At 66.3% G+C, this 14,800-nt stretch carries 13 protein-coding genes; 4 read left to right on the top strand and 9 right to left on the bottom strand.

Features of this window, described 5'->3' with window-relative positions:
• Positions 1–65: 65 nt before the first annotated feature.
• The 6 genes from NNX38_RS12715 to NNX38_RS12690 form a co-directional block, all read right to left on the bottom strand.
• Positions 66–1,235: an SGNH/GDSL hydrolase family protein gene (locus tag NNX38_RS12715; protein ID WP_255798333.1), complete on the bottom strand. Its 1,170-nt coding sequence runs from the start codon at positions 1,233–1,235 to the stop codon at positions 66–68.
• A gap of 123 nt (positions 1,236–1,358) precedes the next feature.
• Complete coding sequence (locus NNX38_RS12710) at positions 1,359–2,375, bottom strand: ABC transporter substrate-binding protein (protein ID WP_255798332.1); 1,017 nt, start codon at positions 2,373–2,375, stop codon at positions 1,359–1,361.
• The gene (locus tag NNX38_RS12705; RefSeq protein WP_255798331.1) at positions 2,372–3,238 is read right to left on the bottom strand and encodes an ABC transporter permease; all 867 of its coding nucleotides are present in this window, start codon (positions 3,236–3,238) and stop codon (positions 2,372–2,374) included. The genes NNX38_RS12710 and NNX38_RS12705 overlap by 4 nt, the downstream gene beginning before the upstream one ends.
• On the bottom strand, positions 3,238–4,032 hold the full coding sequence (locus NNX38_RS12700; RefSeq protein WP_227923191.1) for an ABC transporter ATP-binding protein: 795 nt from the start codon (positions 4,030–4,032) through the stop codon (positions 3,238–3,240). The genes NNX38_RS12705 and NNX38_RS12700 overlap by 1 nt, the downstream gene beginning before the upstream one ends.
• 14 nt (positions 4,033–4,046) lie before the next feature.
• Positions 4,047–4,892, bottom strand: coding sequence for an NAD(P)-dependent oxidoreductase (locus tag NNX38_RS12695; protein ID WP_255798330.1), 846 nt, complete (start codon positions 4,890–4,892; stop codon positions 4,047–4,049).
• The gene (locus tag NNX38_RS12690; RefSeq protein ID WP_255798329.1) at positions 4,889–6,148 is read right to left on the bottom strand and encodes an FAD-dependent oxidoreductase; all 1,260 of its coding nucleotides are present in this window, start codon (positions 6,146–6,148) and stop codon (positions 4,889–4,891) included. Before NNX38_RS12690 ends, NNX38_RS12695 begins: the two co-directional genes overlap by 4 nt.
• Before the next feature lie 150 nt (positions 6,149–6,298).
• On the opposite strand from NNX38_RS12690, the gene NNX38_RS12685 reads away from it, so the two are divergent.
• On the top strand, positions 6,299–7,210 hold the full coding sequence (locus NNX38_RS12685; RefSeq protein WP_255798328.1) for a LysR family transcriptional regulator: 912 nt from the start codon (positions 6,299–6,301) through the stop codon (positions 7,208–7,210).
• On the opposite strand, the gene NNX38_RS12680 is transcribed toward NNX38_RS12685, so the two are convergent.
• The 3 genes from NNX38_RS12680 to NNX38_RS12670 all read right to left on the bottom strand — a co-directional run bounded on the left by NNX38_RS12680 (position 7,207) and on the right by NNX38_RS12670 (position 10,998).
• The gene (locus NNX38_RS12680) at positions 7,207–8,391 is read right to left on the bottom strand and encodes an ROK family protein (protein WP_255798645.1); all 1,185 of its coding nucleotides are present in this window, start codon (positions 8,389–8,391) and stop codon (positions 7,207–7,209) included. The two genes, NNX38_RS12685 and NNX38_RS12680, sit on opposite strands and share 4 nt — an antisense overlap.
• Before the next feature lie 79 nt (positions 8,392–8,470).
• Positions 8,471–9,526, bottom strand: a complete 1,056-nt coding sequence (locus NNX38_RS12675) for an ABC transporter permease (RefSeq protein WP_370646443.1) — start codon at positions 9,524–9,526, stop codon at positions 8,471–8,473.
• A complete protein-coding gene (locus NNX38_RS12670) occupies positions 9,523–10,998 on the bottom strand; it encodes a sugar ABC transporter ATP-binding protein (RefSeq protein WP_255798643.1) in 1,476 nt (491 codons plus the stop codon). The genes NNX38_RS12675 and NNX38_RS12670 overlap by 4 nt, the downstream gene beginning before the upstream one ends.
• Positions 10,999–11,228: 230 nt before the next feature.
• Here NNX38_RS12670 and NNX38_RS12665 point away from each other — a divergent pair, with 230 nt between their 5' ends.
• The 3 genes from NNX38_RS12665 (at position 11,229) to NNX38_RS12655 (ending at position 14,577) form a co-directional block, all read left to right on the top strand.
• The gene (locus tag NNX38_RS12665; RefSeq protein ID WP_255798327.1) at positions 11,229–12,269 is read left to right on the top strand and encodes a substrate-binding domain-containing protein; all 1,041 of its coding nucleotides are present in this window, start codon (positions 11,229–11,231) and stop codon (positions 12,267–12,269) included.
• Positions 12,270–12,335: 66 nt separating this feature from the next.
• Positions 12,336–13,523 carry a Gfo/Idh/MocA family protein gene (locus NNX38_RS12660; RefSeq protein WP_255798326.1) on the top strand — a complete coding sequence of 396 codons (1,188 nt, stop codon included), beginning with the start codon at positions 12,336–12,338 and terminating at the stop codon, positions 13,521–13,523.
• Between the two features lie 52 nt (positions 13,524–13,575).
• Positions 13,576–14,577 (top strand): sugar phosphate isomerase/epimerase, encoded by a 1,002-nt coding sequence (locus NNX38_RS12655; RefSeq protein WP_255798325.1) that lies wholly within the window; start codon positions 13,576–13,578, stop codon positions 14,575–14,577.
• The last annotated feature ends 223 nt before the right edge of the window (positions 14,578–14,800 follow it).

Genomic DNA, 14,800 nt, shown 5'->3' with positions numbered 1-14,800 from the left:
GAACTCGAATTTCTACAGGTGCATGCACCGGCTTCTCGGCGGCGCGTACTTCATCGTTACTCTCCCTACGCTAACTCCCCGGCCCCACGCACCTGCCCAAACGGCCCCTCCGCCGCAAACGCATACTCCGCAAACCGTTCCCCCATCAACCGGTGCGTAGCCGTATCCGGATGCAGAGCGTCAGGCAGCGGATGCACCTCGGCGTCCTCCGCACCGTAAAGAGTCAGTCCGTCCAGGAAGTACAGGTTCGGATCATCTGCCCGGCGCTCCACCAGCGACTCCAACGCCTCGCGGATCACCCGCAGCGTCAGTTGGCCCGCAGCCACGCCCTCCGGCGAACCGGTAGCAACGAACTTCACCTGATCCGTCCCGAACGACGCCGGATCAAAGGCGCCAGGCCCCGGAGTATCTTCATGGATGCCGCAGAAGATGGGCGAAATAAGCACCAACGGCGTCTCCGGATGCCCCTCCCGGAGGGTGTCGAGGAATCCGTGCACCGCAGGCACAAAGGCACGCAGCCGCATGGAATCCATATTCACCACGTTGATGCCCAGCTTCACGCTGATGAGATCGGCGGGGGTATCGCGCATAACCTGCGCCGTGAACGGATCCACCAGAGCACTGCCACCCAGGCCAAGATTATGGAGTTCGACGCCGCCGAGGTGGGCCGCAATCACAGGCCAGATCTGAGACGGCGTTGCCGCATTTGAACCATGACTGATGGAGCTTCCGTGGTGCAACCAAACGGGCTTGCCCGAGGAATACGGCGCCACGGGAGCATCCGAGCGCAGTTCCACGAGTTCGACGGCCTCATTGTGCGGAAGCCAAACCTCCACAACCTTTTCGCCGGCAGGCAGCCGAAACACGCTGGTATGCGACGGCCCCTCAAACGGAGTCGCCGCCCCGGTCGACATATCCACCTCGACGTAGTCGCCGCCGGTGAGCTCGTCACTCTCGAGCAGTTTCCCGTCGACCACCAGGTCAACAAAGCCTCTGGGCCGGTCCGCGCCACGGTAAACCACCCGGGACGGATGCGTCACAACCGCCAGGACCTCCGCCGTCGTCGAGGAAACCAGCCGGACACCGGACGGCTGGCTTTCCGCCATCATCAGCTGTGGATCGGGGAACCGGGTACGCACCGAAGCTGGCAGCCGGTGTGGCCGCAGACCGCGGGGTGTCGTTTCCAGCTCCGCCGCACCACGAACAAGGGAGGGCGTAATGGGGGTTGTGATCATGAGGCGCGCTTCTCTCGGTTGTCCGGATCAAGGGTTAGGCACCCACAGTTTATGCGGCAACCAGACAAGACAGCGGCACCCCGGGTTTCCCGGAATGCCGCTGTGATTGCCAAACGGATGTAGTTAGGACGTCTTCTCGGAGAAGGATGAATCGATATAGGTGTCCTGCTTGATGGCTTCCTCGTACTCAATGGCACCGGATTCCATCCAGACGGCTTCCATGCCCTCCAGCTGCTCAGGCAGCGGCTCCAGATTCGGCATCCAGGTGTAGAGCGGAACGGATTTCAGTTCCTCGACCGTCTGTCCCGTCGCCTCGGCAATGATCTTCAGGTTCTCGTCCGAGTAGCGGTCCTCTCCCTGCAGGTCCTTTGCAGCACGGGCGACAGCATCGAAGAACTTCTGTGCGTTCTCGGTGTCCGCGAACTGGCCGCCGTACAGCATGCCGGTGCCGGAAGTTCCGGCCGGCGGGACTGCCATGGATACGCCGGTGCCGTCTTCGATGGCCAGCGTGGAGAAGGGAGCCGAAATCAGGCCGGCGTCCAGGCTGCCGTTGGCCAGCGCCGTCGGCATGTCCGGGTTGCCGAGGTTCACAATCTCGACGTCGTTGATGGTCAGGCCTTCCTCTTCGAGGGCCAGGCTGAGCAGGAAGGCACCCGTGCCGCCCGCACCGCCGGCAGCACCGATCTTCTTGCCCTTCAGGTCAGCGATGCTGGTGATATCACCGGAATCCACTTTGGCCTTGGAAACCACCAGGTCGGTCGGGCTCTTCTCGGTGTCGCCGTCGCTGACACCCATGGATGCCACAACCTTGATGTCCAGGCCGGTTGCAATGGCACTGAACATGCCGGCGGAGAAGCCGGCGGCAACGACGTCGAGCTTTCCGCTGGATGCCAGCGGCACCGCGTCCTGACCGGACTTCACGGTTTCGAGCTGGACGTCCAGGCCCGCTTCGTCGAAGTAGCCCTTCGCTTCAGCGACATAAATCGGTGCGAAAATCGGCAGCTGCACAATTCCGACCTTCACCGTTGCGGTTTCCGTTGTCCCCTCGTCGGAGGAAGAGGAGCCCGAGTCCGCGCCGCAGGCGGAGAGGGTCAGTCCGGCCAGCACCGTTGCTGCCAGGACCTTGAGGTGTTTTTTCATTTTTGATCTTTCTTCTTTGATCCGGATGAGTATTTCCAGGGCAGGGCAGCCCGTTCAAGAAGGATGATGAGCGCCGTCACCGATGCGCCCACCAGGGACACCACAATGAGGCCGACGTACATTTTGCTGGGCTGGAACAGCTGCCAGGAGTTCCAGATGAGATAGCCCAGGCCGTTGTTGGAGGCGACAAACTCGACGGCGGTGATCACGATAACGGACATTCCCGCGGCCACGCGGAGGCCCGTCATAATCGCCGGAGTTGCGCCGGGAAGCAGTACGTAGCGGAAGAGCTTCAATCCGCTGGCCTTGTACGCCCGGGCCGCTTCCAGCACCCGGCTGTCGATCTGGACAATGCCGGCCAGGGTGTTGATCTGCATTACGAAGAACACGGATATGGCGACGGAGAGCACCTTGGGGGTTTCCGTCAGCCCGAAGATCAGCAGCAGCAGCGGAACAATGGCGATTTTCGGCAGGGCATACAGGGCGGTGAAGGTCGGCCCCAACGCGGCGCGCACCGGCCGCCAGACGCCCATCAGCAGACCGGCCAGGATGCCGGCGACGGCGCCCAGCACGAAGCCCAGCAGTAGCCGGACCATCGTGGCCGAGGTGTGCTGCCACAGCTCGCCGCTCAGGGTCATCTTCCAGGCCTGCTCGGCGATGAGGCTCGGCGGGGTGAAGAGCCGGGCGTCCAGGGCACCGTTCCGGGCGGCCACCTCCCATAGAGCCAGGAGCAGCAGCGGTGTCAGGGTGGACAGCAAGATGTCGCGGTAGCGCAGGCGGACGACCTGCTTGTACTCGCGGCGGATGGCACCGTCGAGCTCGGAGGAGTCCGTGGTCTTGGGGGCAGTTGCAGTGTTAGTCATTAGGAGAACCTCAAAGATGCTTGTACCTCGTCGCGGAGGGAGTCCCAGATGTCCTGCTTCATGGAGCCGAATTCGCTGGTGCCCTCGATTTCCATGCTGCGGGGACGTCCGAAGGGCACGTCGATGATCTCCTTGACGCGGCCGGGGCGGGCGGACATCATCACGATCTGGTCGCCGAGCAGGAGGGCCTCGTCGATGGAGTGCGTCACCAGGACAACGGTCTTGCGTTCCAGTTCCCACAGCCGGACCAGTTGTTCCTGCATCAGCATGCGGGTCTGCGCGTCCAGGGCTCCGAGCGGCTCGTCCATGAGCAGTGCCGGGGATCCGGTGGCAAAGGCCCGGGCAATGGCAATGCGCTGGCGCATCCCGCCCGAGAGCTGGTGCGGATAGCTTTCCTCGAAACCGGTGAGGCCGGCTTCCGCAATCCAGTGCCGGGCGTGTTCGAGGCGTTCACGCTTGCCGACGCCGGCCATGTGCTCGCCAAAGGCTACGTTCTGCAGGACGTTGAACCACGGGAACACCCCGTGTTCCTGGAAGACAAAGGCCGACGCCGGCACCTTCTCCGCGGAAACGTTCCGGGTGACCGTGCCCGTGGTAGCCGTTTCCAGTTCCCCCAGGATCCGGAGCAGGGTGGACTTCCCGCAGCCGGACGGGCCGACGATGCAGGTAAAGGAGCCCTCTTTCAGCTTGAGGTTGATGTCATCAAGGGCGTGCACGTTCTGCGATCCGGTGAAGACCTTATGGACCGAGTCGACCTCGAACGCGTAGCGAACCTCGGGTGGAGCTTGTGTCATTTCGAAATTCCTCATCATGTGGAGGGATGCATGCTGGGCTGGCGGGGAGGACGCGGTGAGCAGAAGACGCCGCCGATGAACTGACGGTCCCAGTCGGACTCTTCGGCGGAAGCCGGTGCGGCCGGGCCGGTCAGGTCTCCGGCGTAGCTTTCTGCGTCGTCTTGGGGAACATAGCCGAGGGCGGCCCCGGCGTCCGGCGAGAGATAGCTTCGGGTGTTGGCTGAAACCCCCCAGACAATCCGAAATCCGTTCCCTGAATCTGTCAGGGCTGCCGTAAAGAGGCGGGCGGCGTCGTCGGGCGACAGCCAGGTGCTCAACATCCGGACGTCCCGCGGCCGGTCGAACCGGGACGCGATGCGCAGGCAGATTACGTCCATGCCGAAGCGGTCGGAATAGTAGCTGCCCAGCGCTTCCACCGCCGCCTTCGAGACGCCGTACAGAGTGTTCGGCCGCACCGGTGTGTTGTCCGGAACGAAGTCGCCGGCCGGAGGTACCGGGGTGAACCCGGCGGCGTGGATGGAGCTGGCGAGGATCGCCCGCGGCACCCCGGCCATGTGGGCGGCTTCCAGGACGGAATGGGTGCCGTCGATATTCGCGGTCAGGATCCGGTCCCAGTCATCTTCCAGCGGAATCCCCGCCAGGTGGATGACGGCGCCGCATCCGCGGAACGCTTCCACGAGCGCCCCGGTGTCGGCAACCTCGGTGAGCACCCAGTCCTGCCCGAAGGATTCGGCCGGCGGTGTCCGGTCCACGCAGACCATGGAGTAGCCGGCGTCGGCCAGCCGGGGAATGATGTCCCGGGCCAGGCTGCCGGCGGCACCGGTGACGGCAATCCGTTTGGTGTCCGGGTTAATACTCACAGCAGTGCCCCCTGGTCTTGAAGCAGTCCGCGCAGCTTGGAAACGTCCACGCTGCCGGTGGAACTATGAAGTGATGCCGCCAGGCCAGCCGCATGCCCGGTGGCGAACGAGGTGCCCATCACCCGCAGCGAGGCAAACGAGCGGCTGTCACTGCTGGTGAGCCGGCCGGCGCCCCAGAGGTTGGGGATATTGGCGCTGGTCACGGCCCCGTAAGGGATGTCGTACCACTTGCGGTCCTTGATGGCGCTGTAGGTGGTGGCGCCTGGGGTCGCATGGTCCTCCATCGGCCAGCCGCACCGCGCAATTCCGTCGGTCGGACGACGCCGAGCAGTCAGGACGTCCTCGGCGGTTACGCTTTCGCGGCCCTTCATCCGGCGGGCTTCCCGGATGCCGATCTGCGGACCGGTGGAGGCCAGGTACGCGCCGGACCAGCCGCGCATGCCCGCCTTCAGGGCCTCGAGGTAGTGCCGGGCCTTGACTCGGCCGTCCTGTTCGGCGCGGGAGATTTCGTGCACGTCCAGGACGTCCACGTATTCGTCCGCGAGCAGGAGCATCAGCTCGCGTGAACGGGGCATCCGTACGCAGGTGCCGTTGCTCCGGGTGAGGATCTCTCCGGTGGTTTTGCCGTAGGCGGCGAAGGCGTCATCCATGGCCGCGGTGGACAGGTCCGCATCTTCGCCGACGCCGCCGACCCGCATCACCAGGGTGCTGGCCTGGCGGCGTTCGGTCGGCGAGAGCTGGAACTCGGCGCCGGCGGCCTGCAGCAGCGCGCCATCCCCGCTGCAGTCCACAAACGCACTGGCGGAAAGATGCAGGTTGCCGCCGCGGTGCACCACATGCACGGCACTGATTCCGCCGGCGTCGGTATCCGCGGCTACGAGGGTGCTGTGGAACAGGACGTCGACGCCGGCCAAGCGGACCAACTGGTCCAGCACCGACTTAGTGGTTTCCAGATCGAGGACCACGATGGTGTTTCCCGTGGCGGGCGAGGTCTCGAAGTGCAGGAGTTCCTGGCGTTCCAGCTCGTCCAGGAAGTCCTGTCCGATGCCGCGCACCACCTGTTCCCTGGTCTGGTCAAAGAATCCGCAGTAGGCCAGGACCGAGCTGTTGGTTGCCGCTCCCCCGAGGAATCCGTATTGCTCGATGAGGCAGACGCTGGCTCCGGTGCGGGCAGCGCTGACAGCGGCCGCCACGCCGGCGGCCCCGCCACCCACAACGACGACGTCGTAGGTTGCGGTGGTGGAAAGGGAAGTCATCAAAATCCTTAGATTGCAGGTGAATCACGGAGTGAGTTGAGTCACACCAAGCACATAAGAACCATGGTCCACTTGTACACATAAATCAAATGCCTAAAAGTGCCTGTCGGTATGCCTTTTGGGTATCCCAGGGTCGCAGGGGGCGGGAACATGGAAATCCGGCAGTTGAAATACTTTGTCCGCACGGCGGAGACCGGCAGCATCAGCGGGGCCGCCGCTGAACTGCATATGACGCAGCCGGCGCTGAGCCGGCAACTCGCCGAGCTCGAGAAGGAACTCGGGGGTGCCCTGCTGCAGCGGAACCCGCGCGGCGTGACGCTGACGACCTTGGGGCGCGTCATCAAAACCCACGCGGACACCATCCTCGCCCAGGTGGACCGCACCCCGGAGTTGGTCCGGTTGGCCGCGGGCGGCCGCTCACTGATCCGGCTCGGTGCTCCTCCGGGTTTGCCGCATGATTGGTTCCGCTCGGCCGTGCAGAACGTGGAATCCGCCGGCCTGGCGGTGCGCTTTTCGCTCTATGAGGCCAGCAGTGATGAACAAAGCCGCTTGCTGCGGGCCGGCCAGATCGACCTGGCCCTCCTGCATACGGAACCCGCGGAGGGCATCAACCGGCAGCACCTGCTCACCCAGCCGCTCGGGGCAGCCGTCCGGCCGATGTCGCCGCTCAGCGCCCGGGAGGTCCTGGGCCTCTTCGATCTGGACGGCCTCACCGTGATGGCACACGCTGCCGGGGAAATCCGTATCCAGGAGGTCAAGCTGCGCAGCGCCGCCGAGGCCGAGGGGGTGCGTACGCACTGGGTGTTCCGGCGGTTCAGCCACCACAGCCTATTGATTGCCGACCTGGCCGACGCCGATGCGGCGCTCACCACCGAGGCATCCGCGGGGCTCAACTTTCCCGGGTGGAAGTGGGTGCCGCTGACGGCGCGTGATGCGGGCGGGCATTCGCTGCAGGTCGAGACGTGGGCGGCGTGGAACGCTGCTGCGTCGCCGGAGGTCCGGAAAGTCGCCGACCTGTTCCGGTCGACGCCGGTGCAGATGTTGGACGAGCCGGAAACTTAAACCCCCACCCGCCCCGCGAGCATCCGCTCCACACTCTCCGCGGACAGCGCATGCTGGATCGCGAGCTGGGACGCACCGAGCATCCCGGCGTCGAGCCCGGACGAGGACTGCACAATCCGCAGGTGCTGGGTGGCCAGCGGCATGGTGCGTGAATAGACGACCTCGCGCACCCCGGCAATGAAATGCTCGCCGGTCAGCGCCATCGAGCCGCCGAACACAATCACCTCGGGGTTCAGCATGCTCAGGCACGCGGAGAGCACCTCGCCCACCTCGCGGCCGGCCTGCCGCACCGCATGAACGGCCTCGTGGTTGCCGGAATGGACCAGGGCAACGACGTCGCGCCCGTCCTCGGCAGCCAGACCATGAGCCTGCAGCCGCGCTGCCACGGCAGGCCCTGACGCCAGCGCTTCAAGGCAGCCGCGGTTCCCGCACCGGCAGAGCAGGTCCTCGCCGGACGGGACACGGATGTGCCCGATGTCCCCGGCCACCCCGTCGGCGCCGCGCAGCAGGACACCGTTGCAGATGATCCCGGCGCCGATGCCGGTGGCGACCTTCACGAAGACCAGGTTCTCGACGTCGGGCCACGCCGCCTCGCGCTCCCCCATCGACATCACGTTGACGTCGTTATCCACCAGCACCGGCACGTGGAAGGATTCCTGCAGGTAGCCGGGCACGTCGAAACCGTGCCAGCCGGGCATGATCGGCGGGTTGATCGGCCGGCCGGAGCGGTGCTCCACAGGTCCGGGCAGCCCGACGCCGACGGCAAGCAGCTCGGCAGCGGACCGGCCGGTCTCGGCCAAAAGCGCATTCCCAAGCTCGACCACGGTGTCCAGCACGGCAACCGGTCCGTCACTGACCAGCAGGTCGCGGGACGCATCAGCCAAGGCTGTACCGGCCAGGTCGGTGAGGCCCACACGCAGGTGGCTTGCGCCGACGTCGACCCCCAGGACCACACGCGCCCCGGTCTGCAGCGCGAACCGCGAGGACGGCCGCCCGCCGGTGGACACCGCATCCTCGATGGGTGCCACGAGCCCGAGGTCCATAAGCAGCTCGAGCCGCAGCGCAATGGTGGAGCGGGCCACCCCCACCAGATCAGCCAGCTCGCTGCGGGTGCGGGGCTGTCCGTCCCGCAGGAGCTGGAACAGTTCGCTGGCCCCGGGAGCGGTGGGGTTATTCCTTATATCGACCACTGGGCAATTGAAGCATAGGGATCGACGCTACGGTGTCGGCCCGGCGACGCGAACGGCCCAACAGACATACTCATAACGCCCCCTTCCTTCGACCGGTCCCCCGCACGGCAAACCGCTGCTGCAGCAGCACGGCCACCACAATGATCGCGCCCCGGGCCACGGCCTGCACAGAAGTGTCCAGGTTGTTCTGTGTAAAGACGTTGATGAGGGTGCTGAACAGCAGCACACCCAGCACGGTGCCCACAATGGTGCCGCGCCCGCCGATCAGCAGCGTTCCGCCCACGACGACGGCGGCAATCACTTCCAGCTCGTACAACAGCCCGTGGGTGGAGGTGCCAGCGGTGGTGCGGCCCATCATCATGATCCCGGCGATGCCGGCGGTGAGGCCGGAAAGGACGTACAGCAGGACAATGTGCCGCTTCACCTTGATACCCGCCAGCCGTGCGGCCTCCAGGTTCCCGCCGATCGCCACGGTCCGGCGCCCGAAGGTGGTGCGGTTAAGCAGGAACCAGCCGGCGACGGCCACCAGCAGGAAGATCCAGATCAGCAACGGCACGCCCAGGAAGTTCGAGCGCATCACGGAGAGGAAGTCCCGGTTGGTGACAATCTGCGTGCTGCGGCCGGAGATCAGCTCTGCCACGCCGCGCGCGGCCACCAGCATCGCAAGGGTGGCAATAAACGCCACCACGTTCCCGTACGCAATGATCACCCCGTTGATCAGACCGGCCCCCACACCGACCGCCAGCGCCACCGCCACCATCAGCAGCCAGCTGCTGTTCGTGGCGGCCAGCTGCACTGAGGTGAGGGTGGCCAGCACCGTGGTCAGGCCCATCACCGAACCCACCGAGAGGTCGATGCCGCCGGCGGTAATCACAAAGGTTGCCCCGATGGCGATCACCCCGAAAATCGAGGCGTACCGCAGGATGGTCAGCATGTTGTCCAGGTTCAGGAAGCGCTCCCCGCTGGTGACCGCCCCGACGATAAACAGCAGCGCAAGGGCAATGATCAGGCCGATGTTGCGTCCCGCGGATCCGCCCAGGAACCTTCCCAGCGGATTGCTGCGGGACACCGCAGCCGTGCCGCCGCTGGGAGGCGGCTGCAGCGCCGCCGTCGTTGATTCGCTCACTGCGCACTTCCTTTCAGCACCAGGTCAAGCACGGCGTGCTCGTCCATTTCGTCTGCGTTGCCGGTGGCCAGGACGCGTCCGGCGTCGAGCACCAGGATCCGGTCCGCCAGGCCAATCACTTCCTCGATCTCGCTGGACACCACCACAATCGCCACGCCCTGAGCCGCGAGGCTGCGGATCAGCGCGTAAATCTCGGTCTTGGCGCCGACGTCGACGCCGCGGGTCGGCTCGTCCAGCAGCAGCACCCGGGTGCCGTGGATCAGCCAGCGGGCCAGCAGCACCTTCTGCTGGTTGCCGCCGGAGAGGGTGCGGGCCGCCCGGTCCGGATCGGGCGGACTGAGCTGCAGCGCCTCGGCCTGCTTGCGGGCGGCGGCCTTCTCGGCGCGTTCGTTCAGCCAGCCGTGCCGGGCAAACCGGGCGAAGGTGGAGAGGGTGACGTTGCGGTAAATGGGCTCTTCCAGCAGCAGCCCCTGGCTTTTGCGTTCCTCCGGGGACAGGCCGAGCCCGGCGTTCACCGCGGCCCGCACCGATCCGGGCCGCAGCGTCTTGCCCTCCACAGTGACGGTGCCCGACGTCGCGCGCCGGGCACCGTAAACGGTCTCCAGAATCTCCGAACGTCCGGATCCCACCAGTCCGGCCAGGCCGAAGATTTCCCCGGCCCGGACCGTGAAGCTCACGTCCCTGAAGGAGCCAGCCAGCCCTAGCCCCTCCACCTGAAGCGCCACCGGGGCGTCCGACGACGGCGGCTTCCGCGGCGGGAACACGTTGGCTACGTCCCGGCCGGTCATCAGCCGGACCAGGTCGGCGCGGGACGTCTCGGCAACCGGGAGGGAGGAAGCGGTGCTGTACCCGTCCTTGATCACCGAGATCCGGTTGCCGATCTGCCGGATCTCCTCCAGCCGATGCGAGATGTAGACAACCGCGATGCCCTGGCCGGTGAGCTCCCGGATCACCCGGAACAGGTTCGCCACCTCGCCGGAGTCCAGAATGGCGCTGGGCTCATCCATGATGATCAGCCGGGCGTTGCGGGACAGGGCCCGGGCCAAGCTGACAATCTGCTTCCCGGCGGCGGACAGGCTTCCCACTTCCGCGGACGGTGACAGGTCGTCGTGTCCCAGCAGCGCCAGCAGCTCCCGGGTCCGACGGCGCCCGTCCCGGATCCGGAGCACTCCCCCGCGGGCGTCTTCGTGGCCCAGGAAGATGTTCTCGGTGACGCTCAGTCCGTCCACCACGTCCAGCTCCTGATACATGGTGGCAATGCCCAGTGCCAGGGCGTCGGCCGGCCTAGCCAGTTCCACCGGTTCCCCGTTCCAGCGGATCTCCCCGCCGTCCGGTACGTACACCCCGGACAGGGCCTTGATCAGAGTGGATTTCCCGGCGCCGTTCTGGCCCAGGACGCAGTGCACTTCGCCGGGAAGGACGTCCAGTTCGACGCCGCGCAGCGCCCGGACGCTGGCGAAACTCTTGCTCAGGTTGCGCACCTCAAGCAGCGGCCGCTGTACCGGCTGAGGAGGGGCGTCAGATGCTCCCGATGCTGTCATGGCACGGAGCTTACACACTTATGTCGATCATCAGTAGTATGTTGGCGCTTTATCGCCGGACTTCTGTTACTGTGACGCATGTCACGACGATGTGCAGTGCGCTGACTGGTTCCGATGGGGTGCGGACTCGCCTCAGCGCCCCACTTACAGAGGAGAGAACCATGCACGCACCACGCATGCGCGGGAAGATCATCACCGCAGCGGCCTTCTTCGCCGCCGGCGGGCTTGCCCTCACCGGCTGCACTGCAGGCGAGGACACCAATGCCGAACCGACCAACAACTCCGTGGAAGGCAACCAGTCCGAGGGCGAGACCGTCGTCATCGGGTTCTCCGGACCGGCCGCCGACCACGGCTGGCTGGGCGCCATCAACTCCGCAGCCACCGCCGAAGCCGAGAAGTACCCGGACATCGACCTGCGGGTGGCCGAAGGAACCAATGACGCGAACCTGCAGATCAGCCAAGTGGAGCAGTTCATCAATGACCAGGTGGACGCCATTGTCCTGCTGCCCACCGACGGCGCCGCACTCACCGACGTCGCCATCCGCGCCATGGAGGCGGGCATCCCCGTGATCAACGTGGACCGCGAGTTCTCCAGCCCCTTCGCCGCGCGGGCCACCGTCCTCGGCGACAACTACGGCATGGGCGTCAGCGCCGGTACCTACATCTGCGAACAGGTGGGCGACCAGCCCGACGCCGTGGTGGCCGAGATTGCCGGCATCGACGCCCTGCCGCTCACCCAGGACCGCAGCGAAGGCTTCAAGGACGCCCTCGCCGGCTGCGGGCTCGAGGTCACCAACCGGGTGTCGGCGGACTTCACCGTCCAGGGCGGCGAAGCCGCAGCGTCCCAGCTGCTCGCCGCCGCACCGGAAATCGACGCGCTGTGGAACCACGACGACGATCAGGGCATCGGTGTCCTGGCCGCCATCGACGCTGCCGGACGCGACGAGTTCATCATGGTGGGCGGCGCCGGCTCCGCAAATGCCATGCGGGAAATCGAGTCCGGGGACAGCGTCCTGCAGGCCACCATCATCTATCCGCATACCCAGGCCGCGGACGGCATCCGGCTGGCCCGGCTGCTGGCGCAGGACAAGGCCATGAGCGACCTGGTCGAGATCGAGGTGCCCAACCGCGTGGTGCTCAACGCCCCGGTGGTCACCAGCGAAAACGTCGACGAATACCTGCCTACCGCCTTCGAGTCCTGACCGGGCGGTCCGAACTCGAAGCCGGGCGACCCGGCCACAACAGCAGCAAAGCGCTAAGGAGAAAACATGCAGGACGATAAGCCGCTGAGGGTGGCGCTGGTGGGCCACGGCTTTATGGGGGCGGCCCACTCACAGGCCTGGCGGGTGGCCCCCCGGTTTTTCGACTTGCCCCTGCAGCCGCGGATGGACCTGCTGGTGGGCCGGGATGCGGACCGGACCTCCGCTGCCGCCAGGAAGTGGGGATGGGCCGAGTCCGCCACCGATTGGCGGGAGGCGGTCACCCGGGAAGATATCGACGTCGTGGACATCGTAACGCCCGGTGCCTCCCATGCCGAGATCGCCATCGCCGCGCTCGACGCCGGCAAGCACGTGCTCTGCGAAAAGCCGCTGGCGAACACGGTGGAAGAGGCGCAGGCGATGGCCGACGCCGCTGCCCGCGCCGAGGCCCGGGGCGTCCGGGCGATGGTGGGCTTCACCTACCGGCGGCTGCCCGCGACCACGCACGCCCGGAATCTCGTGGCCGCCGGGGCGATCGGCACGGTCCGGCAGGTGCGGGCCGTCTACCTGCAGGACTGGCTGGTGGACGAGGACTCCCCGCTGACCTGGCGGCTGCAGCAGGACGAGGCCGGGTCCGGCGCCCTCGGGGACCTGGGCGCGCACGCCATTGACCTGGCCCAGTACATCACCGGGGTGCCGCTGGCCGAGGTCAGCGGCACCCTCGCCACCCTGGTCCCCACCCGCCCGGTGCCCGAAACGGACCAGCGGGGCACCGGCCTGGGCGGAAGCGGCGGAGGCTCGGGCGCCCGCGGACCGGTGACGGTCGACGACGTCGCACTGTTCCTTGGGCGCTTCGAGGACGGCGTGCTCGGGTCCTTCGAAGCCAGCCGGATGGCCACCGGACGCAAGAACGCGTTCCGGCTGGAAGTCTCCGGCAGCAAAGGTGCCATCAGCTTCGACCTCGAGGACCTGAACTTCCTGGGCTTTATGGATTACACGGTTCCGCCGGACCGGCAAGGCTTCACCCGCATCATGGTGACCGAACCGGACCACCCCTATGTCTCCGCGTGGTGGCCGGCCGGCCATTCGCTCGGCTATGAACACGGCTTTGTGCACCAGGCGAAGGACTTCGTGGAGGCCATCGCCGCCGGAACCGCACCCGCGCCGTCGTTCGCTGACGGTCTGCAGGTCCAGGAAGTCCTCGACGCCGTGTCCCACAGCGCCGCTAAATCCAGCGTGTGGCTGCCCGTACGCTGACCGCCCCGTCCCACCGCACCATCCCCCGTCCACGCAGGCAAAGGAGCCCGCCATGTCCCGACCAGTCACTCTGTTTACCGGCCAGTGGGCCGATCTGCCACTCGAAGAAGTGGCCCGGCTTGCCTCCGGCTGGGGGTACGACGGGCTGGAAATCGCCTGCTGGGGCGACCATCTGGATCCCTGGCGGTGGGATGACGAGGAGTATGTGCAGAGCCGCCGCGACATCCTGGAGAAGTACCACCTGAAGGTGTTCGCCATTTCCAACCACCTCAAGGGGCAGGCGGTCTGCGACGATCCGATCGATCAGCGGCACCGGGACATGGTCTCGGATGAGGTCTGGGGCGACGGCGATCCGGAGGGCGTCCGGCGTCGTGCCGCCGAGGAAATGAAGCACACCGCCCGGCTCGCTGCAGCCCTCGGAGTGGACACCGTGATCGGTTTTACCGGTTCGTCCATCTGGAAATACGTGGCCATGTTCCCGCCCGTCTCGGCGGAGGCCATCGACGCCGGGTTCCAGGACTTTGCCGACCGGTGGAACCCGATCCTCGACGTCTTCGACGAAGTGGGCGTGCGCTTTGCCCACGAGGTCCATCCCAGCGAGATTGCCTATGACTACTGGACCACCGTCCGGGCGATGGAGGCCATCGGGAACCGGCCTGCCTTCGGCTTGAACTGGGACCCGAGCCACTTTGTCTGGCAGGACCTGGATCCGGTCAGCTTCCTCTGGGACTTTCAGGACCGGATCTACCACGTGGACTGCAAGGATACGAAGAAGCGGATGACCAACGGCCGCAACGGCCGGCTCGGCTCACACCTGCCCTGGGCCGATCCGCGCCGCGGCTGGGACTTCGTGTCCACCGGCCACGGCGACGTCCCGTGGGAGGACGCCTTCCGGATGCTCAACAGCATCGGCTACGACGGCCCCATCTCGGTGGAATGGGAGGACGCCGGAATGGACCGACTGGTCGGAGCACCGGAGGCCCTGGCGTTCGTCCGTTCGCTGGCGATGGATCCGCCGGACGCGGCGTTCGACGCTGCCTTTTCGTCGAGGTAGGCCCGGGAAACGCAAGGGAAACCGCCCCAACTGCCCACCGATCCCACCACCTTGGTTGACGCGCCCTCGCCACACCCATACCGTCCCCCATACACTCGCGCCGCCGCACCGTCACTGGGTGCGGCACACCGCGGACCCCGCCGGCCGGTCGAAGGTGACCGGCCGGCGTCGTCCGCACCGCCGCACGCTCCACGGTGCGGACTCGAAGCGGTACTCGCTGCGC

The sequence above is a fragment of the Arthrobacter sp. zg-Y238 genome, from assembly GCF_024385525.1.
Taxonomy (GTDB): domain Bacteria; phylum Actinomycetota; class Actinomycetes; order Actinomycetales; family Micrococcaceae; genus Arthrobacter_B; species Arthrobacter_B jinronghuae.
The sequence above is the reverse complement of the archived record's forward strand: the minus strand, read 5'-3'. Positions and strand labels throughout refer to the sequence as shown.